This is a genomic window from Nocardia sienata NBRC 100364, from assembly GCF_001613205.1.
In the GTDB taxonomy this organism is placed as follows: Bacteria; Actinomycetota; Actinomycetes; order Mycobacteriales; family Mycobacteriaceae; genus Nocardia; species Nocardia sienata.
Window position 1 is genome coordinate 493,219 of record NZ_BDBX01000004.1, and the last position, 22,085, is coordinate 515,303.

Below are 22,085 nucleotides of genomic sequence, written 5' to 3' on the forward strand. Positions count from 1 at the left end.
TCGCTCATGCGGCGGGCCAGGGCTGCGGATGCAGGGCGGTGTCCCAGAACATCAGCTCGTACCGGGTGGCCACGGTGAACGCTGTCGCCATCGCCGCACGGTCCCGCTCGCTCGCGGCCTCGGCCGCCGCGTCGACGAACGACCGGGCCGTGGCCGCGGCCTCCTGGAACTCCGCGGCGCCATAGGTGGACACCCACTGGGCGTATGGATGGCCGGGGTCGGCCGCGAGGACCGCGGCCGCGCTCGCGGCCAGGCCACGGCCGACCTCGGCGTAGATCCAGAAACACGGCAGCGCGGCCGCCGCGCCTACGGCGTACGACTCGGTCGCGGCGGTGGCGATGAGATAGGAGACGTATCCCAGGCATGCCGTCGACGGTTCCGGCTCGCCCGCGCGGGCGGGAAGCCGGCTGTCGCTGAGCAGATCGTGGTGCAGTTCCGCCTCGACGGCGACCGCTGTGGCGGCCGAACCGGCCCAGAACCGCGCGGCCTGCGCGTCGGGTGACTTGGCCGAAAGGAGGGCGAGCGCCTTCGAATAGCCGGCGAGATACAGCGAATCCTGCTCTACGTAGGTGCGGAACACCTCGAGCGGGAGGGTGCCGTCGCCGAGCCGGCGCAGGAATTCGAGCTCATCGATGGCACCGCGCAGACCTTCGGTGCGCTTCCAGAGGTGTTCGGTGAATACGCCGGATTCGGTGGTGTGCGCGCGTACAGCCAAGACATTCCTTCGTCAGCATTACCTGGACAGGTTCTCGGGTATGTTCTCAGCCCCGCGTTCGCGGAGCACCCCGTGTCAGAACGAATCCGACCATAACAGTTGAGCGGCGCGCGGTGGGCGGTAGGTCGTACCGGGATCGGTTCACGGGAGTGGCCATTGGGCAGCCGCAGTGACGCCCACGTGCACGAACCGGACCGGGCCGTGGCCCAAGTGCGTCACCGATCGTGACATTTCCGCGACCATTTCGTAATCTAACAGTGATCTTGTCGTCGAGCGTTACGAGTAGTCATCATTATGCCTGGTCAACACCGTAAACCGGCCCGAGTCGGAAAGATCGCTCCGCTGGCCGGAAGCGCGATCGCGGCGACGGCGGTGATCGCGCTGTCGGTGACGGCGCGCCCCGGCCCGGATGCGCAACCCGTCGCGGCGGCAGCCGACGCGACGTCCGTCCCCGCCGCCGGCGACCTCGGCAAGCCCGCGCAGGCAACGACGCACGCGCCGGCTGCGCCGCAACCGATAGCCGGCATCGGCCGGATTCCGGAGGTGACGACGAACGTGCCCGATACGCCGGCACCGGCGGCCACGGTCGCCCGGCTTCCAGACCCCGCCCGCTACGCGAAACGGCATGCGCCTCCCCCGCCTCCCCCGCCTCCTGTCGTCCCGTGCTCCACCGAACTCGCCGGGGCGCGTCCGCAGGTGGCACAGGTGGGCAACCTGATCGACAAAACGTTCGGCGTCGGCGATATCGGCGGCGCCAACGGCCGCTACGACGGCGATCACGGCGCGGGTCTGGCGCTCGACTTCATGACCTACGATCCCGCCCGCGGCGACGCGATCGCCGACTTCGTGCTGGCCAACAAAGAACGCTTCGGCGTGACCTATGTGATCTGGCAGCAGCGGTACAACGACGGCAGCGGCTGGTCGTACATGGAGGATCGCGGCGACCCCACCGCCAATCACTACGACCACGTACACGTCTCGTTCGACTCGACGGCCGATATCCACGTGACCTGCTGACCCGCTTCCACGTTTCGGGTTAGCGGCGGGCCCGGTGGGTATCGCGCCACCGCAATCACCCGACCGTCGAGGCGAAACAAGGAGGACGACGATGGTCGCAACCGATGCGGATCGAGTCCGGGCGGCACTCTCCGACGCCGATTTTCCGGCCGAGAAACCGGAACTGGTGCACTGCGCGACCCGGGCGCACGCCGATAGCGACACGGTGCGCGCGCTGAAGGCCATTCCACCGGAGACCTACGGCAATCTGCAGGAAGTTCTGCAATCGGTGAATCTCGAGCCGCAGCGGTCGCCGGCGGCCCGGGCCGCTCAACGGCGCACCCACCACCATCCGGGTCTGGCGGAGCAGGAGATCGAGGTCCCGCCCAATCCGATCACCGAGGAACTCGGATACAACCGCGACAGCTGACCGGATACCGGACTGGGAACGGCGGCATGATCCGCCCGAAGCTGGGTAGCCGCGGCAGATGACCACGACACATCCCCTAGCTCTCGTGACCGGCGCCTCGAGCGGTATCGGTCTGGAACTCGCCACCGTGTTCGCCGAACGCGGCTATGACGTGGTCATGGCCGCCGAGGACGCGGAGATCGAAGTCGCGGCCGATACTGTGCGCCGTCCCGGCATCGAGGTACGTGCGGTCCAGGCCGATCTGCGCACGCCGGAGGGCGTCGAACAGGTGTACTCCGCGGCGACCCAGGACGAACGGCCGCTCGACGCGGTCGCGCTCAACGCGGGAGTCGGTCGCGGCGGCAACTTCGCCGAGACCGACCTCGACGACGAACTCGATCTGATCGCGCTCAATGTGCGCTCGACCGTGCACCTGGCCAAGTTGACACTGGGCGATATGGTGCGGCGCGACACCGGTGGACTGCTGTTCACCTCCTCGGTCGCGGCGATGATGCCCGGCGCCGGGCAGGCGGTGTACCACGCGTCGAAATCGTTCATCCAGTCCTTCGCCGAGGCGTTGCGGGAAGAAGTGCGCGATACCGGAGTGACCGTGACCGCGCTGATGCCGGGACCGACCGATACGGATTTCTTCCGCCGCGCCGGTCTCCTCGATACCCCGATGGGTCGCGGCCCCAAGGAGGATCCGGCACGCGTGGCGCGACAAGGTGTGGACGCGCTGCTGCAGGACAAGCAGAAGGTCGTCGGCGGATCGCTGGGGACCCGTGCGCTGGCCACTGTCGCGCATGTACTGCCCGATTCGGTCAAGGTCACCGCGAGCCGGGTGATGAATGCCGCACTCCCCCACCGTTCCTGACCTGCTCGCCCGGATGGCCCGGGGGAGAGCGGCCCACGACACAGCAGCCAGCTTTCCCTGCCGCAGTAGACCCGCACACGGTCCCCATTGTGGCCGGCACCTTGTGCGGCTGTTCCCGGGGCGATGAGATGACGGGATCGCCGGGCAGACCCAGTGCCCTGCCGCCGAGTGGACCCGGCAGGATGAGTACAGCCCACGCCACGCCGGGTGTTCACCGACCGGAGACGCCCTGCTCCACCGCGACCGACGCACCGAGCCCGACGATCAGTGCCCCGCCCGCACCACCGACGGCCTCCAGCCGTTTCGGCGACCGCGCGAACCAGCTACGCGCCGCGGAGGCGAGCAAGGCCCAGGTGCTGTCACATATGAGGGCGATCACCAGGAAGATCGAGCCCAGCACCAGCAGCTGCAGCGGTAGCGATCCCGCGGCCTGATCGGCGAAATGGGGTAGCACCGCGGCGAAGAATACGATCGCCTTCGGGTTGGTGACACCGACGACCACGCTCTGCCGGAACACCCGGCGCCCGCTCACCGGTGCTACGGGCGCACCCAGCACCTCACGCAGCGCCTTCCGCTCCCGGATGGCCTGGACCCCGAGATGGATCAGGTACAGCGCACCCGCCACCTTGACGATCGCCATGGCGGTGGCCGAGGCCGCCAGCACCGCGCCCAATCCCACCGCGACGAACAGCAGGGCGATCTGTACACCCAGCGAGTGGCCCAACACCGAGATCAGTGCCGCGCGGCGCCCGAGGGTGAGTGCGCGCCCGATGGTGAACAGCACGCCGGGCCCGGGAACCACGACGATGAGGGTGGCGGCGGCGACGAAGGCGAGCAGATTGGCGACGGGAACCATCAGCGAATTCTATGTCCGGACAGCGGGTGCCGTGCCCCGGAATCGGCGGGCCGGTGTGCGATGACACCGGCAGCTATATTCCGGTCACCTGCCGGAAGGGTGCTCCGGCAGTAGCGGCCCGAGTGGGCCGAGGTCGATATTGAGGTCTTCGGGGGTCAGGCCGAAATGCTCGCGCAGCTCGTCCATTCGCTGCTCGAGGAGCATCAGCGTGGTGCCGATGCGCTCGACCTGGTCCTCGCTCAGATCGCCGGCGTCGACGCGCCGCAGGGCCTGCCGCTCCATCAGCTGACGCAGCAGTTCCACCAGGGTGAGGACGAGGGTGACCAGGCCACGCTCCACCGATTCGGGATCGGTGTCGATACGCGGTGAGATACCGTCGAATTCGGTCATGCCCGGGGCTCCTGCGTGGGCCCGTACAACGTGCTGACCGAAGAGATCAGCGCCCGCAACGAGATCTGCACCAGGTCGACATCGGCGATGGCGAGCTTGATATCGCCGGTGACGACGACACCACCCGCCAGCACCCGGTCCAGCAGGTCGACCAGGGCGATCCGGCGCTCGCTGTCGACGCTGTTCACCGCGGCTCGCGTTCCACACCCGCGAACGAATACGGAGGCCACGGGCCGGTGAGCTCGAGTCGGATACCCGGGAATTCGGCAGCGAGCGCGTCGACGGCCGCGGCGAAATCCCCGGCACGTTCGTCGTCGACCAGGTAGGTCCCGTTGAGCACCATCCAATCACTGCGACCACTCAGCGCGGGATCGGTGGTCGGCTGACGGCGACCGGCCGCGGCGCGACGGCTCAACCGGGTATGGATGAGCTCCGCACGCTGCGCCGCATCGTGTTCCACGGTCTCCTGCGCGGACAGCTGAGCGCGGCGGCGGGCGAGATAGGCCGCGCCCGCACCTTTCCCGGTGTCTTCGGCGCGGGCCTCGGCGACTGCCGCGGTGAGTGCGGCACGATCCCCGTAGACCTTCACGCCCCACTCCGTGCGACCGCTGACCAGAACCAGCGCCGCCTCCAGATCCGCCTGCCGGTCGCGCAGCAGTTCCCGCACGCGCTCGTCGTCGAGAAAAACGGTCGCCAGCCGCAACGGGGCCGACGGGGCCCGGCGTACCGCCGCGGACACCACCACATCGTGCGCCCGGGCGGTGGCGGCCAGCCAGTCCAGATCCTCCAGGTTCCGGCTCAGCGGCTGCTCCCCGAACACGTCGAGCGGGACCGAACCCACGAGTGCGGCGAGCGGCTCGCAGACCACGACCCGGACCGGTTCGCCGGCCACTCCGGTGAGCCCGTCGAATCCCGCAGCAGCGTCCGCGGCCGCCGTCACCGCATACAGCCAGACACCGGTCCCGCCCGTCACGGCCGATCGCTCTCCCGCGATGCGCGCCGTTCTTCGACGGCTTCGCGGCGTTCTTCGACGGCTTCGCGGCGCCCGCGTCCGGCTTCGAGTTGGGCTATCCGGTCCCGTAATTCCCGGTTCTCCAGCTCGAGGTCACGGTCCTGCCGCTCGAGTGTCCGGGCCTTGCTGTTGAGCCACGGGTCGGTTTCCCACCAGTCGATACCCACGGCCTTGGCGGTTTCCAGGGATGCGACGACCAGGCGCAGTTTGATGGTGAGCAATTCGATGTCGAGCAGGTTCACCTGGATATCGCCCGCGATGACCAGGCCTTTGTCGAGGACCCGTTCGAGAATGTCGGCGAGGTTGGTCGATTGATGCCCGCCGCCGTAGGGCTGCGGCTCGTAGGACCCACCCCCTCCGACCACCGTCATCGCCGGCCTCTTCCGCCGATCTCGGTGCTACCGCGCGCATAGCGGGCGGTTCTGCGGTAGGCCAGCAGATTCCCGTCGAAATCGATCTCCACTTCGTAGAGCGCGAGCATATCGGCCGACGAGGGGATGCGGTGGTCCTCGAGCACCTCGATCTCCACCAGCCGGCCGTCTTCGAGCGGCTCCATCGAGGTCACCCCCTCCACGGATTTCGACGTCAGCTCCCTCAGATGTTCGATCGCCGCCGCCGCGGCCTCCCTGGCGGTGAGAGGCTGGTCCGGATCCGGATCGATATCCGCGGCATTCTCGGTGGTCGACCTGCGGCTCATGGTGACGGTCTCCCTTCACCGGGTGGCAGGGCCCCTCCGGCCGGACGCCTGATCCGGGAGAGAACCTCCCGCAACGCCCGGTCGCGCTCGTCCTCGGAGATCTCGCCGGCCGCGGCCGCTTCCTCGATCTCCTCGATATCGCGCCGGACGGCGGCCGGACTGCGCCACTGTTGATCGACCTGCTCCTGGATCACTTCACCCAGCCAGATCACCCCGCGGACCGGAGCCAGCGGCAACAGGACGATCGACGACAGCAGCCCCATGTCCTCACCCCGGAGCTTCGCCGGCGGTCACGAAATCGTAGGGTGCCATCGGGCCCAGCAGGTTCAGCCGGACGCGTCCGTCCCATTCCTCGCCGAGTTCGGTCAGCGCTTGCAGCAGCTCGTCCTCCCGGGACAGGTCGAGCAGCACGGCGAGGTGCACCGCATCCTCTTCGTGTGTGGGCTGCCGCTCTCGCACGGTCGGATCGAGATCGCTCAGGGCGGCCGCCACCCGGCGGGTGTCCGCAGTGCGTTTGGCCTCGATCTCCCGGTTCACGATCTCGCCCAGCCTGATTCGCTCGTTCCGAGTGGCGTCTTCGGGTTTGTCGCGGATCTCCGCGCGCAATTGTGCGGCGTCGGCGTTCTCTTCCAAGATCTCCTGCAGCACCGTGTTCTCGGTGTAACGTCCCCGGATCACATACTGGGCGCGGCCTTCCAGATCGTTCAGCGCGCTCCGGAACTGGTCGTGGTTGGGGGCGAGTAGCTCCTTTTCCACCGCTTCGGTATCGGTCACGACACCGCCGAACTGCAGCGGCAGTACCGGGGCGACAGCGGCCGTCCCGTCCAGCAGGCGCGCGTGCGCGGTGAGATCGTCGGGCATGCCCAGCGGGCGGTCGAGCGTGACCTCGCTGACCAGGGCGGCGATATCGCCGTGTCGTACGACGGCGACCTCGGCGGGTGGGTCACCGATACCCTGGGCGTGCGGTTCCGGCTCCACATCGGCGGTCACGATGCCGTAGACGTACACCCCCGTCCGCTGGTCGCGATCACTTTCGGTTGTGGTGCTCGCGGTGGACATCATCGCTCCCCTCGTTTGGAGGCCCGGGAGGTCTGGCGCTGGTCCTGCACGTCCCCGAGGAAGTCCTGCACCTTCTTCCCCGCCGCTTCGATGGCGCCTTTGGTCTTGTGCTCGGCCGCGCCCTCGGTGACATCGCCCACGAGGTCGGTGAGTCCCTTCGGCTCGTTACTGGAAATCTCCAGACGGTTGACGGCCTCGGCGAAACGCAGATACGTGTCGACGCTCGCGACCACCACGCGGGCGTCGATGGTCACCAGCTCGATGCCGACCAGGGAGACCCGGACGAACGCGTCGACGACCAGTCCTTTGTCGAGGATGGTGTCGACGACCTCGGCCAAGCCGGATGAATTGGGACGGGCCACTGCGCCGCTACCGCCGCCACCCGCGGGCTCTATGGTCATGTCCTCGCTCCTCGCTGTGCCCGGGAACGGCGTGGTGCGGCGGCACGGCGGTCGGTACGCGCGCGACGGGATGGCCGGGCCTCGCGGGCCTCGTCTTGCCTGCCGTCCTCGGCCTCCTCGTCGTCGGGGCCGCCCTCCTCGTCTCCGCGCTCGTCGTCCTCGTATTCGTCCGCTTCTTCTTCGTCTTCCTCTTCGTCCTCGTCGGTTGGTTCCTCATCCGCGGCGCCTTCGTCCTCCGCGCCCTCGCCTTCTCCCCCCGTGTCCTCGCCCTCGTCCTCCTCCTGCTCCCGACGTCGCGCGCTCTCGTCGTCCTCGACGACCTCGCCGTCACGGATCTCCCCGTGCCAGCCCACGATGTCGTCGGGACGCAGCACCGCCTCGGTCATGACGTAACGTTCGAAATGCTTGAGTTCCAGGCGGCATCGGCGCCCGGCCGCGCGCCAGATATTGGCAGTCTTCTCGAACAAGCCCTGCGGGTGATATTCCAGAACCACCAGAACCCGGGTGAAGTGCGGGCCCAGTTCATGGAAGGTGACCGCGCCGTCGATATAGCCCTTGGCCCCTTTGGATCGCCAGATGATCCGCTCGAACGGCACCTGTTCGAGGATCGTGGATTCCCAGATCCGCCGCGACCAGAACACGCGCCCGGTCCAGGAGAGTTTTTCGTCGGCGACCTGTTCGACCTGTTCCACCTTCTTCATGAACCTGGGGAATTCCGCGAACTGGGTCCACTGGTCGTAGACGAGCTCGACCTCGGCGCCGATATCGATGTGCTCGACGATATTGGCCAGTTTGAGTTTCTTCCCTTTGCCGCCCTTGCCGCCACCGCCGGTGAGCGCATCCTTGGCAGAGGACACCGTGTCCTTGACCGACTGCCCGAGTTTGCTCACTCCCGCGCTCATGGCGGCTCGCATGGGGGACTTGCCTTCGGCGAGCTTCTCTACTCCCGTCAGCGCCGCGAGCAGGTTGCCACCCTGACCTTCGGCATATTCGTTCAACCGGCCGGCCGCACCCGATACGCCCCCGGACAGACCGGACACGGCACGTTGGGCGAGGGTTCCGGCCAGATTTTGCACCGATTGCCGGAGCAGATCGCCGGCACTCCCCTGCTCCGCGGTTTTCCGGGCTGTCGAACCGGCCGATTTCGCGGCTCCGGTCGCACGGCCGGCGGTATCGGTGGCCGCTTTGCCGACGCCCGAGACGGTGTCACGCAATACTTTTGCCATATCCGGTCACCGCCTCGTCCGCCGCACGGGTGCCTTCTCGGTATCGGCTCCGGCGCGCCGTCGACGCGGCGTGGTCGTTCCGCTCTCCTCGGAGCCGGACGACCGGGCCGACATACGGGTACCGGACCGGGAGGACTTGGTCGCGGTCGTACGGCGGGCACGCGGCCGCGGCGCGGGTTCTTGGGCTTCTTCTTCGTCCGGGGACTCGTCGAGCTCTTCGTCGGCCGCCTCGTCCGGCTCGGGCTCGGGCTTCTCCTCCGATGCGGTGGCCCGCCGGCCGCCGCCGTCCTCGTCCTCGGTCGGCGCGGGAGGTTGCAGCCGCTCGTTCAGCGCGTCTAGGCGGTTACTCGCCGCGGTCACCGCCGCCGAGCGGACCGCCCCCAGCAGCTCGCCCCGCACGGTGTCGGTGATCTTGGTCAGCTCCGCGGAGCCGCCCAGTGTCGATGTGCCGCGTTCGAGTAGTTCACCTGCCAGCCCCGTGGATCGTTTGGACATCGCCGCGCCCGCGAGTCCCATCGCCCAGCGCATTTTGCGGGTACGACCCAGGAAATATCCGATTCCCACCCCTAACGCAATTCTTGCTCCGCCCTTCATGCTCACTCCTCGCCGCCTCGAGTACCGCTACACCTCACGACGGGAGCGGCCGAAGCCAGAGACCCCGGAAATGTGACAGACCACGTTACGGTGGACGATCTCCAGCGTATTACTGGTTACCCGCATGGTCGATAGGCGTACAGGGCAAGAAACGAACACGACAGCGAACCGGCGAGACCCAGTAGCGACCCTTTCGCCGGTTCGCGCTCGGGCGGTCCCGCACGGCCGGCCTCGATCGGCACTACCGCCCGGCACACGCACAACTCGCATTCGCGCAGCGTGTGGAGTCGCGGTCCCGCCCGCGAGCCCTCGGTGAGAGTTCCGCCGAATAACGACGCCGAGCGGCGGAGCGCCGGCGGTTCAATTACGGAGCAAGGTGATCGGCAGGCCGTCCTTGGGGAACGGCAGCGAGTGATAGTCCATCGGTGGCACGTAGCGGGGATCGACGGTCCAGTGGTACTCGCGCAGCAACTTGTGCATGATCGCCTTCACCTCCAGACCCCCGAAGTACATTCCGATGCATTTGTGTACACCGCCGCCGAACGGTTCCCACGCGAAGCGGTGCGATTTGTCCTCGCGGCGTTCGGGACCGAATCGGTCGGGGTCGAAGGACAGCGGATCGGTCCAGTAGTCGTCCATGAGATGGGTGAACTGGATACCCACGATGACATCGGTGCCGGCGGGGATACGAACGCCCTCGACCACGGTGTCCTTCACCGCGTACCGGACCAGCACCGGGACCGGAGCCCGCAGGCGTAGCGCCTCCCGCATCACCAGATCGATCGACACCAGCTTGTCCAGCTCGGCCATCGAGGGCGTCGGCCCGAGGGTGAGCGCCTCGGCCCGGCAGCGCTCCTGCCAGTCCGGATGCTGCCCGAGGTACTGCAGGATGGTGGAGGTGGTGATGGTGGAGGTGTCGTGGGCCGCCATCATCAGGAAGATCATATGGTTGACCACGTCGTCGTCACCGAACCGCTCGCCGTCCTCGTCCTCGACGTGGCAGAGCACCGAGAAGATGTCGTCGGTCCGCTCGGCGCGTTTGGCGGGCAGGTAATGACGGAGGAAGTCCTCGAGCACCTTGCGGCCGCGATAGGCCCGGCCCCACCGCGTGAACGGCGCGTTGATGCGGACGATCCCGGCGGCGGCCTGCACACAGGCGATGAACGCTTTGTTGATTCGGTCCATCTCGGCCTGTCCGGTGTCCTGCACGCCGCCCATGAACAGATCCGCGGCGATATCGAGGGTGAGCTGCTTGAGTTTCCAGTACGACGGGAACTCGGTGCCTTCTTCCCAGGCCGCCACACCCTGTTCGATGGCCGGGTGCAGACGCTGGGTGTAGGCCTCGAGGCGTGTTCTCGTGAACGCCTCCTGCATGATTCGCCGGTGCGCCAGGTGCTCCTCGAAATCGATGAGCATGAGACCGCGGTGGAAGAACGGGCCGACGAGTTCGGACCAGGCCGGCTCGTTGGCGAACGCCTTGTCCTTGTTCTGTAGTGCCGCCCCGCAGGCATCGGGCCCGAGCAGCATCACCGCGTTCTTACCGAGCGCGCGGAACGGCGCCACCGGGCCGTAGCGCTCCCAGCGGCCGCGGCACAGCGCGACCGGATCCTTGGCGTACTCCAGCACCTGCCCGAGCAGGGGTAATCCGCGGTCGTCGCGGTGCTGGACCGGGATCGGGCGCGTGGCCGCCGGCCCCGTCGTAACGGCTTCCTCGCGTGGCTCCAGGGCCTCGGCCTTCATCTGCTCACCTCATGCTGGTGTGGCGGTGGTCACGTCCAGACTGATTCAGGAAGGGCATCCTGTCAACCTTGGTTCGGCGATTGCTGTGGCATGCTGAGGATGTGGCCGTGCAATCGGGGATCTACCGGGGCGTCAGCGCGGCCGATCGCGCCGCCGAACGCCGCGCCCGGCTACTCGAGGCGGGCCTGACCGTCTGGGCGGATCCGGACACGCGGACCACGATGACCGCCGTCTGCGCCGCGGCGGGATTGAGCGAGCGCTATTTCTACGAAAGCTTTTCCGGGCTGGGCGCCTTGCTCGAGGCCGTGATGGACGGGATCGCGGCAGAGATCGAGGAGACCAGCCGACGGGCCGCCGAACACGCCGGCCCGGACCCGGCCGCGCGGGCCCGGGCCTCGATCCGCGCATTCGTCCAACAGCTGATCGATGATCCACGCAAGGGCCGGGTCGCCATCGTCGAGTCGGTCGCGATACCGGAATTACGCCGGCGCCGAACCGAACTCCTGCGCCACCTCGCCCACCAGTCGGCGCTGGAGGCGCGGGAATTCTTCGGCCCCCGCGACCGCAGCGAGAACGCCGACGAAACAGCCGGCCTGCTCTTCGTCGGCGGTATGGCCGAACTCGTCACCGCCTGGCTCGACGGCACTCTGCGGGCGTCCGCGGACGAGGTGATCGACGCGGCGTCGCGCGCCCTGGTCGGCCTCTATCGCTGACCCTGCCGCCGGAACACGCGTTACATATCGGCCACCCACCGACACCACGGTGTATCAGGCTGCGGCGGCCCGCTGGTCGGACGCGCCCGCGGAGCGCGAGTTCCGGTAGGGCAGGACGAACTGATACAGCCCGGAGAAGAAGAGCAGGGCGAGCGGGATCAGTGGGAGATAGGACACCCAGACGACGGGCTCCGGAATCGAGAGTGCAACAAAGGTGGCCGGCACGGCCACCGTGAACGCGACGGCCGCCCAGCGATGCAACTGCCGGACCCGGCTTCCGGACGGACGATCGAGCGACTGCGCGGCGGACCGCGGCGTGATACCCACCGGTTCCCCGTCACGCCGGAGCGCGACGAGGGACCTGGCGTACAGGTAGGCACCGGAAAAGAAAAGGAGAGCGAGCGGCGGAAGCGACAGATAGGACACCCACTCCGGTCCTTGAAGCGCCGGCACCACGACGGTGATCACCAGGGCCACCGTGAAAATCATCGCCAGCACCCGGTGCGCCCGCCGAAGCCACCCGTTCCAGTTCATCGCGTCCTCCTCACAAGCTTCGCAGTTCCCGGCGATCTGCCGCGCGAATGTCGATGCGGACGACGTTATTGCGGAGCCTTCGACCAGCGCTTCTCGATTCCTGATCACTTCCCGGTACTCGGCGAGCCGCTCGAACGGGTATCGGAGCCGCATGGCCGGCCGAGCCGACCGGCCCGCGTCGCGGGCCGCGGCGGCCGGATTCGCGGCGCGGGCCGTGTGCTTGGCTGTCGGATATGAGGTGGAATCCGGTTCGAGTGGGTATCGGGGCGCTGGCCTGGGCAGCCACCCTCGCCGGAGCCGCCGGGGTGGGTCTGCACTTCAGCCGCTCGAGTTCCCGCCTGCTCGTGCTCGCGGCTTCGGGGGCGCCGTATCTGATGGGTTGCGCACTCATCGGGGCAGCGGTGTTCGCCGCCGGGCGGCGCTGGGGCGGTGTGGGGTTGACCGGGGTGATCGCCGCCGCCGGAATCTGGACGCAGGCCCCTCTCTACACCGGCGTTCGGGGCGACGACCATGGCTACACGGTCAAAGTGATGCAGGCCAATCTTCTCTTCGACGGGGCAGATCCGCGCGCGCTGGTCGACGAGGTGCGTGCCCGGAAGGTCGAGATACTCACCGTCGACGAACTGACCCCGGCCGCGGTCGCGGCACTCGCCCGGGCCGGACTCGACGAGGCACTGCCCCACCGACATCTCTCCCCCGGACGGACCGCTGCCGGAACCGGGATCTGGAGCAGTCACCCGCTCTCCGACACCGTCGAGTACGACAGGTTCGTGCTGAACCAGCTCTCGGCGACCGCGGCGCTCCCGGAGGTCGGGCCGGTGGCGGTGTACGCGTTCCACCCGGTACCGCCTGTGTACGGGACATCGGTGTGGGCGGACGAGCTGTCACGGCTGCGCGCGATCCTGGAACGCGCGCCCGCGGACCGGCCGGTGATCGTCGGCGGTGATTTCAACGCGACCTACGACCATGCGCAGTACCGCGCGCTGTCATCCGGTCGGTTCGCCGACGCCGCCGTACAGGCGGGGGCCGGACACCTGGTCACCTACCCGACCGATAAGGGGTGGCCCCCGCTGGTGGGCATCGACCATATCCTGATCGCGGGCGGTCGTGCGGTGGAAGTCGAGACAGTGGGCCTGCCCGGCACGGATCACCGGGCCCTCGTGGCCCGGATCCAGCTGTCCGGGGGCAATACGCCGAGCACCGGCCGCGGCTCCGGCGGCGACCGATGACAACCGGCGCCGGACCGCGTCACCCGCGAAGGGTTTGCGCGCGGCCGAACCCGGACTTCCGGGTCGGCCGGCGCGCACCGGCGCCGAGTTCGCCTCTCGGAGATTCGAATCGCGCGAGCGCGGTCGCGGCGCGGCGCCGGTGTCTCGCCCGCCGATATCCGTCCGGACCGCTGCTAGCATCCGCTGTGCCGTCGTCGCCGATACGCGCCGGTCGCGCCGCGACGGGATAGCCCTGACGACCGGCCGCGAAGGTGGAGACTTTTCGATGACTACTCGTGCCGAGGTGTTCACTACCGCCGCCGAATTGGCGGAAACGATCGCCTCCGGGAAACCGGTGACGCTGCTGGACGTGCGGTGGCGGCTGGACCGCCCCGATGGGCGCGCCGACTATCGGGCCGGGCACCTGCCCGGCGCCGTCTACGCCGATCTGGACAGCGAACTGTCCGATCACTCGGTGACCGGCCGCGGGCGCCACCCACTACCCGACGGTGCGGCACTGCAACGGAGACTGCGTGCCTGGGGCGTCCGCGACGGCGTCCCGGTCGTGGTCTACGACGACTGGAATCGCGCCGGTTCGGCCCGCGCCTGGTGGGTGCTCACCGCCGCCGGACTGCCCGATGTCCGTATCCTCGACGGCGGTCTGACGGCATGGCGAGAGTTCGGCGGGGTCCTCGACAGCGGCCAGGTGTTCCCGGCGCCCGGCGACGCCACCGTGACCCGGCCGGACCTCTACACCGGTGCGCGCGATGTCGTGACGGCGGAGGAATTGGCCGATCTCGCCGCACAGGGATCACTCGTCGATGTCCGGGCTCCGGAGCGATACCGGGGCGAGAACGAACCGGTCGATCCCGTGGCCGGCCATATCCCGGGGGCACGCAATGTTCCCGCGACGGCACTGCTCGACGAATCCGGACGCTTTCTCCCGGACCAGGAGATCCTCGCCCGGTATCCGGCCGGCGACCCGGCTCGGCCGCTCGCCGTCTACTGCGGTTCGGGCGTGACGGCCGCGATCGCCGTCGCCGCGCTCACCGCGGCCGGGCGGGAGGCGAGCCTGTTCCCCGGTTCTTGGTCGCAGTGGAGCGCGGATCCGTCCAATCCCGTAGAGATCGGCGACCCGTCGGCGCCGGGGATCTGAGACCGCGGATCCTGCCGCACATTCACGACTCCCGCACGCCCCGGCCCCCGGCGACACCGAGCACCGTGGTGGTGAGCTCGGTGCCACGGCGAAGGCGTAGCGCGCCCGGCCGCCCTGCCGGCAGCGCGGATACCGTCGGCGCGGGCAACTGAGCACCAGTCGCCCGTCCGTGTCCGTTCATCGAACCGGCAACACGGGCGGGCGACGTGCCACGAAAGTCGTCGGTGCGCGTTGCTAGGGTGACGCCATGGCCGAAACGCCACTGACCAGGTTGCGCGGACTGTGCACTGCGCTCCCCGAGACCTCCGAGCGGATCAGTCACGGCGAACCCACCTGGTTCATCCGGGGGAGGAAAACCTTCGTGACCTACGCCGACCACCATCACAGCGATCGGCTGGGTTTCTGGTGCGCCGCGCCGCCCGGCGCCCAAGAAGCCATGGTGAGCGCCGAACCCGAACGATTCTTCCGGCCGCCCTATGTAGGTCATCGCGGCTGGCTCGGGGTCTATTTGGATGTATCGGTCGATTGGGCGGAGATCGGCGAGATCGTGGTCGACGCCTACCGCACCGTCGCCCCGAAGACACTGGTGTCCCGGCTGGACGAAAGCGGGCCCGGGTAGCGACCGCGGCGCCGGCTGGTGTGGAGTTATGGGCCGTCCGCACATTTTGATCGGTGGTCGCTGCGGTCCCGCTGCCGATCCGGCTTCGCTCCCTCGTGAAGTCCCCAGGCGCACAGAAGGATCGACTACGCGTGAATTCCCACCCGGGCCGGGCCGTGCCGCCTCGCCGATCCGTAGCACATGACGGACTGCGTGTGGGCTCCCGTCCCCGGTCGGCGACGGGAGCCCGCGAGTTGACCGGGCCGCAGCGGCATGGTTTCGAACGAACGGTGCGGACCGGCCCGGGTGGCCGGTCACGAGACGCCCGAAGGGTAGCGGTTCTGGCCGCGCAGTGGGAGCAAACGCGCGGGCTTCGGGTCGGGCCGGACCATCGAGATCAGCGTCATCCCGGATGAGGCTCGGGGCCTGACCCGCGCGGTGCGGTGACGACGACGCCCCGCGCGCGGCCCATGTCAGTACGAACGCCAGTTGCCCGCCGCCGGCACGTCGCCGAATGCCGGAACGTGGTCGGCGACCCAATCGGCGTAGGTGCGCGCCGGCCGGCCGAGGCTTTCGGCGAGATCACCTGTCAGCACGGCGTTCCCGCCGGCCCGGGCGAATGCCTGACCGGCCAGTGCCCCGTCCGCGAATTCCGCGGTGGCCCCGGCGGCGAGCGTATGTTCCCGGGCGGTGCTCTCGGCGATATGGGTCACCTCGACCGGGTGTCCGAGCGCGGCGGCGAGTGCGGCGGCCTGTCACGCATCGTCGCGAGGACGAGTTCCAGCGACTGCCCGAGCTCGGTCAGTCCGTACGCACGCCTGATCGCCGCCGCGGTCGCCGATTCCCGGCTGCGCGTACCGACTCTCGCGCTGGGCGCCGACAGCGTCGGTAGCGCACTGTACCGGCAATCGAGTACGGTCAGCGACGATCTCGTCGGCCGGCTGATCCCGGCGTGCGGCCACATCATCCCGCTCGACCGCCCCGACGCACTGCTCGCCGAGGTCGTTCCCCCTTCCTACGCTGATCGCGGCGGGTTCATCCGCCACTCGATTGCCGATCCCCGATCTCCGGTCGAACCACCCCCGGCGGCGTAGCGGTCGCGATGTCCTAGTGTCGGATCCATGGAGGTGGATCGCGCCGAATCGGCGCGAACAACGGCACTGCTGGATGCCGAGGCCAAGGCCGCGGCCCTGTTCGACGAAGTGGTGGCCCGCGGTCTCATCGCTCCCGGCGGCACCGAGTCCGCAGTCGGCGAGGCCGTAGGCGATCTCGCGTACGAAATGTTCGGCATCCGCCGCTTCTGGCACAAACGTATCGTCCGCGCCGGCGTGAACACCCTCGAGCCCTACGCGGCGAACCCGCCGGACCGGGTCATCGGCGCGGACGATATCTGCTTCCTCGACTTCGGGCCGATCTTCGCCGAATGGGAAGCCGATTTCGGCCGCACCTACGTACTCGGCGACGACCCGGCCAAACTCGCGGTACGCGATGCCCTCGAACCACTGTGGGAACGGGTCCGCCACCACTTCGCCACCCATCCAGCAATCACCGGCGCGCAACTGTACGACTGGACCGTCGCGCGGGCCGCCGAGCAGGGCTGGGCCTTCACCGCCCCCATTGCGGGCCACTTGATCGGGGAGTTCCCGCACAAGCAGATCTCCGGCACCGAGGTCACGTCCTATATCGCGCCCGGATCCGATATTCCCATGCGTCGCACCGACCCCACCGGCCGCACCTGCCATTGGATCCTGGAGATCCATCTCGTCGACCGCGAACGGGGTTTCGGCGGATTCTTCGAGCAGCTTCTGGATCTGCGGCCACCCGCGTAGCTCTCCACCCGGACGCGGTTCACAGGACCGGAATATCGGGCGGCAGTTGCAGCGCCACCATGATCAGGGAGTGGATGCGGGCGCTGATCACCGCCAGCAGGCCGTGGATCTCGGCCGGAGCGGTCTCGGCGGCGGCGTGCAGGAGTTTCAGGTCCTGGTCGATACGGTCCAGCACATGCCCGATATCGCCGGGGTCGGCGGTGAGCGCGGTGGCGATCTCCTCCAGGGGCAACCCCTGCGCCTCGAGCCGGCGGATGAGGTGGACCCGGGCGATATCGGCGGCGTTGTAGAGCCGGTAGTTACCGGTCGTGCGTTCGGCCGGTGCCAGCAGCCCCAGGCCGGTGTAGTAGTCGATGGTGCGGGCGCTGACCTCGGCGCGGGCAGCGAACTCACCGATCCTGAGCAGCGACTCGGGCACGGGCACCTCCTTCTGCCACCGTCAACCATACAGTGGTGCGTGCTAGTGTCGGATATATGTCCGCACGAGGGACTCGGCAAACGCGCAGCGTCACCGGCACCGAACGGCCGGTGGGCAGGACACCCCGCGCGTGCTGAGCCGCGACCGGTATCCGCGCCGGGCGACCTCCGCGCAGGTATCCGGACGGCCGGTCACGCGAACACCGGGCAACGAAGAACGCCCTCTCGCGGCCGCCCCGACGACCGCGGTGTCGGACAGCCGATGACATCCCGAGAATCAGGAGAAGCCGAAATGAGTGTCAGTCTCGCCAAGGGCGGAAATGTCTCGCTGTCGAAGCAGGCGCCGAACCTGACCGCGGTGGCGGTCGGTCTGGGCTGGGATGTGCGGTCGACCACGGGCGCCGATTTCGATCTGGATGCCAGCGCCATCGCGACGGGCCCGGAGCAGAAAGTAGTGTCCGACCAGCACTTCGTGTTCTACAACAACCTGCGTTCCCCCGAAGGCAGTATCGAGCACACCGGTGACAACCTCACCGGTGCGGGCGAAGGCGACGACGAGGTGATCAATGTCGATCTCGCGGCCACCCCGCCGACGATCACCAATATCTTCTTCCCTGTGTCCATCCACGACGCCGATGCCCGGCAGCAATCGTTCGGCCAGGTGCGCAACGCGTTCATCCGGGTGGTGGACCGGGCCAACGGGACGGAACTGGCGCGCTACGACCTGTCCGAGGACGCTTCCACCGAAACAGCGATGGTGTTCGGCGAGTTGTACCGCCACGGTGCCGAGTGGAAGTTCCGCGCCATCGGGCAGGGTTACGCCTCCGGACTCGCCGGGATCGCCCGCGACTACGGCGTCAACGTCTGACATCCGGCGCCACCGATTCCACGGTTCACCCATTCCCTGAACGAAGAGAGTTCATGAGACGCGCATCGCGCAAGAATCGGCGCCCCGGCGCGCGCCGGGGCGAGGAGCCTCCCCGACACCGGACCGGGACGCGACAATGCTGACCGCACTGAACATCGCCCTCGGTATCCTCGTCGTCTTGCTCATCACGGCGGCGACAGGTTATTTCGTCGCCCAGGAATTCGCGTTCATGGCCGTGGACCGGTCGCGGTTGAGAGCCGGTGCCGCGGCCGGCGACCGGGCCGCCGGCCGGGCGCTGCGGGTCACCCGGCGCACGTCGTTCATGCTTTCGGGCGCCCAACTCGGGATCACGGTGACGGGGCTGCTGGTCGGCTATGTCGCCGAACCGCTCATCGGCCGGGGGCTCGGGGATCTGCTGGGCGGTGCCGGGGTGCCGGTCGCCGTGGGGGTCGGCATCGGGGCAGTGCTGGCCATCGCGTTCTCCACCGTGGTGCAGATGCTGTTCGGGGAACTGGTACCGAAGAACCTCGCCATCGCCCGGCCCGAGCCCGTCGCCCGCCGGCTCGCGGCCTCGACGACGCTGTACCTGAAAGTGTTCGGATGGCTGATCCGGTTGTTCGACCAGTCCTCGAACCTGCTGCTGCGCGCTCTGCGTATCGAACCGGTGCACGATGTAGAGCATTCGGCCACCCCCCGCGACCTCGAGCACATCGTCGCGGCATCCCGTGATTCCGGGGAACTTCCCGCCGAATTGTCCACGCTGCTCGACCGTATCCTCGACTTCCCGACCAGCACCGCCGAACACGCCATGATCCCCCGGGCGCGGGTCGACACGGTGCACATCGATGATCCGGTGCGCGAGGTCCTCACCCGGATGCGCACGGGCCATACGCGCTACCCGGTCGTCGGTGATTCCAGCGACGACCTGCGCGGGGTGATCCATCTGCACGACCTCCTCGACGGCGCACCCGCCGGTACCGCGCAGACCTGTTTGCGCCCCGCGGTCCTGGTCCCGGCATCGCTGCCACTGCCCGAGCTGGTGGACCGGCTCGGCGTCGCCCGTGAGGAGATGGCGCTCGTCGTCGACGAATACGGTGGTTTCGCCGGGATCGTCACCGTCGAGGACATCGCCGAGGAACTCGTCGGCGAAATCGCCGACGAACACGACCCCGGCACCGCCGGCGATATCGTCGCCGAGGGCGAGGGCTGGCTGCTGCGCGGCGATATCCACCTCGACGAGGTCGAACGTCTCCTCGAATGCACTCTGCCCAGCGGCGATCACGAGACCCTCGCCGGCCTGATGATCAGGGTGTTCGGTGGACTACCCGAGGCCGGCGATCAGATCCGTGTCCCGTTGCCGGCCGAGCCGGCCGACTATCTCAGCGACCCGCCACGGCCGGCCCGCATCCTGGTCGCCGAGGTGCGCCGCGTCGACAAGCACGTGCCCGCGTCGGTGTTCGTCACTGTGCGGCCCGAATCGGAGGCCACCGCAGATGAGTAACCCCTGGATCGTCGCGGCGGTGACGGTGGGGTTGATCGCGGCGAGCGCGTTCTTCGTCGCGGTCGAGTTCGCGCTCATCGCCGCCCGGCGGCACCGGCTCGAGGACGCCGCGGCGAGCAGTACGGCCGCACGCGCGGCGCTGCGCAGTTCCGCGGAACTGTCGGTGCTGCTGGCCGGGTCGCAGCTCGGCATCACCGTGTGCACCCTGGCGCTGGGCGCGATCACCAAACCCGCGGTGCACCACTGGCTGACCCCGCTGTTCGAAGATCTCGGCGCGCCGGCCTGGGGCGCCGACATCATCGGCTTCGTCCTCGCGCTCATCGTGGTGACGTTCCTGCATCTGGTGGTCGGTGAGATGGCGCCCAAATCGTGGGCGATCGCGCATCCGGAGAAATCGGCCACTATCCTGGCCGTCCCGATGCGCGTGTTCATGTGGTTCACCCGCCCGCTGCTCACCGCGCTGAACAGCACCGCCAACCGGTGCCTGCGCGCCGTCGGCGTGACCCCGGTGGACGAAGTCGACGCCGGTCAGGATCCCGCCGCGCTGCGCCACCTCGTCGAACACTCCGCGACCGTGGGCACCCTCGACGAGCGCTACCACGGCAATCTCATCAGTGCTCTGGAACTGGAACAGCTCACGGTCGCCGATATCGTCCGGCCCGACGCCCACCTCAGCACGGTCGGTCCGGACGCCGGGCCGGAGACCATCCAGGCGATCTCGCGCGAGTCCGGACATCTGCGCCTGCTGGTTCGCGAGGGCGCCCGGATCGACGGGGTCCTGCACGTTCGCGACAGCCTGCAGGCCGAGCCGGGCACTACCGCGCGACGGCTGATCCGTCCGGTCCTGACCCTGACCACCACGACAAAGGTGTACGAGGCGCTGCGCACCATGCGGGAGACCCGCAGCCACCTGGCCGTCGTCACCGCGGCCGGCCGCGCGGACCCGATCGGCCTGATCACCATCACCGACGTCCTGCAACGCCTGCTGCCCCGGCCGGTCACGGAAACGCCGCCCCGGACCGCAACACCGCGGCGCACGGACAGCGAACCGGTGCCGCCCGCGGCCGCCGCCGACGATACGGGCGGCGAACGGCACTGCGATGGAACCCGGGATATCAACGGGCCCAATGATTCCGCGGACGACCGTTTCGAACGTCACGACCAGATATGAGATCGTGGAAGCCGCCCCCGGTTCGGGCACCGCGCCCACACCTGCGGGGGCGGTCGCTATCGAGGAGGACCACGATGACCACCGGAGCATACGACCCCCGATTCACCGCGGCCGCCGGGATCACCCCGGGAGGCCTGGGCAAACGCGCCGCGGCCCGATTCATCGACTGGATCGTCGCGGCGATCATCGGCGGAATCTTCTTCTGGTTGCTGGACAAGACCGCCCACACCCCCGGCTGGGTGTCGATCCTGCCCGGGGCCGGATTCGCCTTCCTGTACTTCCTCGGGTTCGAGGTGATCTCCGGCTCCACCCCCGGTAAGAAGTTGCTCGGCCTGCACGTCAACGGATCCGGTGGGGCGGCGAAGCCCAGCATCAAGGAATCCGCCCTGCGCAACGCCTATATGCTGCTCAACCTGGTGCCCTGTATCGGCGGTGTCCTCTGGTTCTTCGCCGCGCTCGGTATCGCCGTCACGGTCGGTACCAGCTCGACCAAACAGGGCTGGCACGACCGGGTGGCCGACGGGACCCAGGTGGTCGAGACTCCCTAGCGCCTGCCACCGCCGGGGCGGTACGCCGCGCCTCGCGGATCATCCGCAGTGCCACGCGTAGGTGCCCGAATCGCCGGTCTGGCCGGCGATTCGGGCACCGGATACCTCTCGAAAGGATGGAACAGCGCAGCGCCGCCCGATGCGACCGAGTTCATGAACGGTCGACTCGGTCTCGGTCTCGGTCGCGGCGGGGGCCTTCGTCCGGGCTCAGGGGGCCGGCGCGACGAACTCCGGCTGGTCGAGTACGCGCAGCCAACTGCCATCGGGCTGGCGCCGGACAACCTGAGCACGCGCACCGGTACCGTCCTTCGGCGGCGTCGAGGTCAATGCGAGGTCGCCGCTGATGAGCGTCGGCAGCGGCTCTTCCGGTTCGAACCGGGGTCCGCCGGCCAGCACCTTCTCCCACAGTGCGCGGATCGCCGCCCGTCCCACGGTCCGGCTGCCGGGCGGGTAGGCCAGCACGGCGTCCTCTTCGTAGAGTTCGGCGACTCCCGCCGCGTCACCGGCATTGGATCGTTCGACGAACAGGCGCGTGATGTCTTCGGGCCGCAGCGCCTTCTCGTACTCGGGCAT

29 protein-coding genes and 1 pseudogene are annotated in these 22,085 nt (G+C 68.6%); 13 read left to right on the forward strand and 17 right to left on the reverse strand.

Annotation, left to right across the window (positions count from 1 at the left end):
- Positions 1–4: 4 nt before the first annotated feature.
- A complete protein-coding gene (locus tag NS4_RS05335) occupies positions 5–715 on the reverse strand; it encodes a TenA family protein (protein WP_063058301.1) in 711 nt (236 codons plus the stop codon).
- 294 nt (positions 716–1,009) lie between these two features.
- Between NS4_RS05335 and NS4_RS33825 the strand changes: the two genes are divergently transcribed.
- The 3 genes from NS4_RS33825 to NS4_RS05350 all read left to right on the forward strand — a co-directional run bounded on the left by NS4_RS33825 (position 1,010) and on the right by NS4_RS05350 (position 2,994).
- On the forward strand, positions 1,010–1,732 hold the full coding sequence (locus NS4_RS33825) for a VldE C-terminal domain-containing protein (RefSeq protein ID WP_063058302.1): 723 nt from the start codon (positions 1,010–1,012) through the stop codon (positions 1,730–1,732).
- Between the two features lie 91 nt (positions 1,733–1,823).
- Positions 1,824–2,141, forward strand: coding sequence for a DUF2795 domain-containing protein (locus tag NS4_RS05345; protein ID WP_063058303.1), 318 nt, complete (start codon positions 1,824–1,826; stop codon positions 2,139–2,141).
- A gap of 58 nt (positions 2,142–2,199) precedes the next feature.
- On the forward strand, positions 2,200–2,994 hold the full coding sequence (locus NS4_RS05350) for an SDR family NAD(P)-dependent oxidoreductase (protein WP_063058304.1): 795 nt from the start codon (positions 2,200–2,202) through the stop codon (positions 2,992–2,994).
- A 211-nt stretch (positions 2,995–3,205) separates the two neighbouring features.
- Here NS4_RS05350 and NS4_RS05355 read toward each other — a convergent pair whose 3' ends face one another.
- The 12 genes from NS4_RS05355 to NS4_RS05410 all read right to left on the reverse strand — a co-directional run bounded on the left by NS4_RS05355 (position 3,206) and on the right by NS4_RS05410 (position 10,969).
- Positions 3,206–3,850, reverse strand: a complete 645-nt coding sequence (locus NS4_RS05355) for a LysE family translocator (protein WP_063058305.1) — start codon at positions 3,848–3,850, stop codon at positions 3,206–3,208.
- Positions 3,851–3,934: 84 nt separating this feature from the next.
- Positions 3,935–4,240 carry a gas vesicle protein K gene (locus NS4_RS05360; protein WP_063058306.1) on the reverse strand — a complete coding sequence of 102 codons (306 nt, stop codon included), beginning with the start codon at positions 4,238–4,240 and terminating at the stop codon, positions 3,935–3,937.
- Positions 4,237–4,428, reverse strand: coding sequence for a gas vesicle protein (locus NS4_RS05365; protein ID WP_157105896.1), 192 nt, complete (start codon positions 4,426–4,428; stop codon positions 4,237–4,239). Before NS4_RS05365 ends, NS4_RS05360 begins: the two co-directional genes overlap by 4 nt.
- Positions 4,425–5,213, reverse strand: a complete 789-nt coding sequence (locus NS4_RS05370) for a GvpL/GvpF family gas vesicle protein (RefSeq protein ID WP_063058308.1) — start codon at positions 5,211–5,213, stop codon at positions 4,425–4,427. Before NS4_RS05370 ends, NS4_RS05365 begins: the two co-directional genes overlap by 4 nt.
- A complete protein-coding gene (gene gvpJ, locus NS4_RS05375; protein WP_063058309.1) occupies positions 5,210–5,623 on the reverse strand; it encodes a gas vesicle protein GvpJ in 414 nt (137 codons plus the stop codon). Before gvpJ (NS4_RS05375) ends, NS4_RS05370 begins: the two co-directional genes overlap by 4 nt.
- Positions 5,620–5,949 (reverse strand): gas vesicle protein GvpO, encoded by a 330-nt coding sequence (gvpO, locus tag NS4_RS05380; protein WP_063058310.1) that lies wholly within the window; start codon positions 5,947–5,949, stop codon positions 5,620–5,622. The genes gvpJ (NS4_RS05375) and gvpO overlap by 4 nt, the downstream gene beginning before the upstream one ends.
- Positions 5,946–6,212, reverse strand: a complete 267-nt coding sequence (locus NS4_RS05385; protein WP_063058311.1) for a gas vesicle protein GvpG — start codon at positions 6,210–6,212, stop codon at positions 5,946–5,948. The genes gvpO and NS4_RS05385 overlap by 4 nt, the downstream gene beginning before the upstream one ends.
- Positions 6,213–6,216: 4 nt before the next feature.
- Positions 6,217–7,008, reverse strand: a complete 792-nt coding sequence (locus NS4_RS05390) for a GvpL/GvpF family gas vesicle protein (protein ID WP_063058312.1) — start codon at positions 7,006–7,008, stop codon at positions 6,217–6,219.
- Positions 7,008–7,409, reverse strand: a complete 402-nt coding sequence (gene gvpJ / locus NS4_RS05395; RefSeq protein ID WP_063058313.1) for a gas vesicle protein GvpJ — start codon at positions 7,407–7,409, stop codon at positions 7,008–7,010. The genes NS4_RS05390 and gvpJ (NS4_RS05395) overlap by 1 nt, the downstream gene beginning before the upstream one ends.
- Positions 7,406–8,635 (reverse strand): SRPBCC family protein, encoded by a 1,230-nt coding sequence (locus NS4_RS05400; RefSeq protein WP_063058314.1) that lies wholly within the window; start codon positions 8,633–8,635, stop codon positions 7,406–7,408. The genes gvpJ (NS4_RS05395) and NS4_RS05400 overlap by 4 nt, the downstream gene beginning before the upstream one ends.
- Positions 8,636–8,641: 6 nt before the next feature.
- Entirely contained in the window at positions 8,642–9,229 is a 588-nt protein-coding gene (locus NS4_RS05405; RefSeq protein ID WP_084486781.1) for a hypothetical protein, read from the reverse strand.
- A gap of 360 nt (positions 9,230–9,589) precedes the next feature.
- The gene (locus tag NS4_RS05410) at positions 9,590–10,969 is read right to left on the reverse strand and encodes a cytochrome P450 (RefSeq protein WP_084486786.1); all 1,380 of its coding nucleotides are present in this window, start codon (positions 10,967–10,969) and stop codon (positions 9,590–9,592) included.
- A gap of 101 nt (positions 10,970–11,070) precedes the next feature.
- Between NS4_RS05410 and NS4_RS05415 the strand changes: the two genes are divergently transcribed.
- The gene (locus NS4_RS05415) at positions 11,071–11,682 is read left to right on the forward strand and encodes a TetR/AcrR family transcriptional regulator (protein WP_063058316.1); all 612 of its coding nucleotides are present in this window, start codon (positions 11,071–11,073) and stop codon (positions 11,680–11,682) included.
- 54 nt (positions 11,683–11,736) lie between these two features.
- On the opposite strand, the gene NS4_RS32910 is transcribed toward NS4_RS05415, so the two are convergent.
- A complete protein-coding gene (locus NS4_RS32910; RefSeq protein WP_218020304.1) occupies positions 11,737–12,216 on the reverse strand; it encodes a hypothetical protein in 480 nt (159 codons plus the stop codon).
- 233 nt (positions 12,217–12,449) lie between these two features.
- Here NS4_RS32910 and NS4_RS05425 point away from each other — a divergent pair, with 233 nt between their 5' ends.
- The 3 genes from NS4_RS05425 to NS4_RS05435 all read left to right on the forward strand — a co-directional run bounded on the left by NS4_RS05425 (position 12,450) and on the right by NS4_RS05435 (position 15,199).
- Entirely contained in the window at positions 12,450–13,445 is a 996-nt protein-coding gene (locus tag NS4_RS05425) for an endonuclease/exonuclease/phosphatase family protein (RefSeq protein WP_063058317.1), read from the forward strand.
- A gap of 265 nt (positions 13,446–13,710) precedes the next feature.
- Positions 13,711–14,580: a sulfurtransferase gene (locus tag NS4_RS05430; protein WP_063058318.1), complete on the forward strand. Its 870-nt coding sequence runs from the start codon at positions 13,711–13,713 to the stop codon at positions 14,578–14,580.
- A gap of 247 nt (positions 14,581–14,827) precedes the next feature.
- Positions 14,828–15,199: an MmcQ/YjbR family DNA-binding protein gene (locus tag NS4_RS05435; protein ID WP_063058319.1), complete on the forward strand. Its 372-nt coding sequence runs from the start codon at positions 14,828–14,830 to the stop codon at positions 15,197–15,199.
- Between the two features lie 452 nt (positions 15,200–15,651).
- Here the strand turns inward: NS4_RS05435 and NS4_RS05440 are convergent, their stop codons facing one another.
- Positions 15,652–15,891 (reverse strand): hypothetical protein, encoded by a 240-nt coding sequence (locus NS4_RS05440; RefSeq protein WP_063058320.1) that lies wholly within the window; start codon positions 15,889–15,891, stop codon positions 15,652–15,654.
- Between NS4_RS05440 and NS4_RS05445 the strand changes: the two genes are divergently transcribed.
- Both NS4_RS05445 and NS4_RS05450 read left to right on the forward strand, forming a co-directional pair.
- Positions 15,883–16,272: a hypothetical protein gene (locus NS4_RS05445; RefSeq protein WP_157105897.1), complete on the forward strand. Its 390-nt coding sequence runs from the start codon at positions 15,883–15,885 to the stop codon at positions 16,270–16,272. The genes NS4_RS05440 and NS4_RS05445 overlap by 9 nt on opposite strands.
- Positions 16,273–16,305: 33 nt before the next feature.
- Positions 16,306–17,007 carry a M24 family metallopeptidase gene (locus NS4_RS05450; protein ID WP_063058437.1) on the forward strand — a complete coding sequence of 234 codons (702 nt, stop codon included), beginning with the start codon at positions 16,306–16,308 and terminating at the stop codon, positions 17,005–17,007.
- A 19-nt stretch (positions 17,008–17,026) separates the two neighbouring features.
- On the opposite strand, the gene NS4_RS05455 is transcribed toward NS4_RS05450, so the two are convergent.
- Positions 17,027–17,425, reverse strand: coding sequence for a MerR family transcriptional regulator (locus tag NS4_RS05455; protein ID WP_063058322.1), 399 nt, complete (start codon positions 17,423–17,425; stop codon positions 17,027–17,029).
- Positions 17,426–17,716: 291 nt separating this feature from the next.
- On the opposite strand from NS4_RS05455, the gene NS4_RS05460 reads away from it, so the two are divergent.
- The 4 genes and pseudogenes from NS4_RS05460 to NS4_RS05475 all read left to right on the forward strand — a co-directional run bounded on the left by NS4_RS05460 (position 17,717) and on the right by NS4_RS05475 (position 21,512).
- Complete coding sequence (locus tag NS4_RS05460; RefSeq protein ID WP_063058323.1) at positions 17,717–18,292, forward strand: TerD family protein; 576 nt, start codon at positions 17,717–17,719, stop codon at positions 18,290–18,292.
- Positions 18,293–18,428: 136 nt separating this feature from the next.
- The gene (locus NS4_RS05465) at positions 18,429–19,793 is read left to right on the forward strand and encodes a hemolysin family protein (protein WP_063058324.1); all 1,365 of its coding nucleotides are present in this window, start codon (positions 18,429–18,431) and stop codon (positions 19,791–19,793) included.
- Positions 19,786–20,784: pseudogene (locus NS4_RS05470) on the forward strand (CNNM domain-containing protein); the annotation flags it as partial. The gene NS4_RS05465 and the pseudogene NS4_RS05470, both read left to right, overlap by 8 nt.
- Positions 20,785–21,038: 254 nt before the next feature.
- A complete protein-coding gene (locus tag NS4_RS05475) occupies positions 21,039–21,512 on the forward strand; it encodes an RDD family protein (RefSeq protein ID WP_063058325.1) in 474 nt (157 codons plus the stop codon).
- Positions 21,513–21,719: 207 nt separating this feature from the next.
- Here the strand turns inward: NS4_RS05475 and NS4_RS05480 are convergent, their stop codons facing one another.
- Complete coding sequence (locus tag NS4_RS05480; protein WP_063058326.1) at positions 21,720–22,085, reverse strand: YybH family protein; 366 nt, start codon at positions 22,083–22,085, stop codon at positions 21,720–21,722.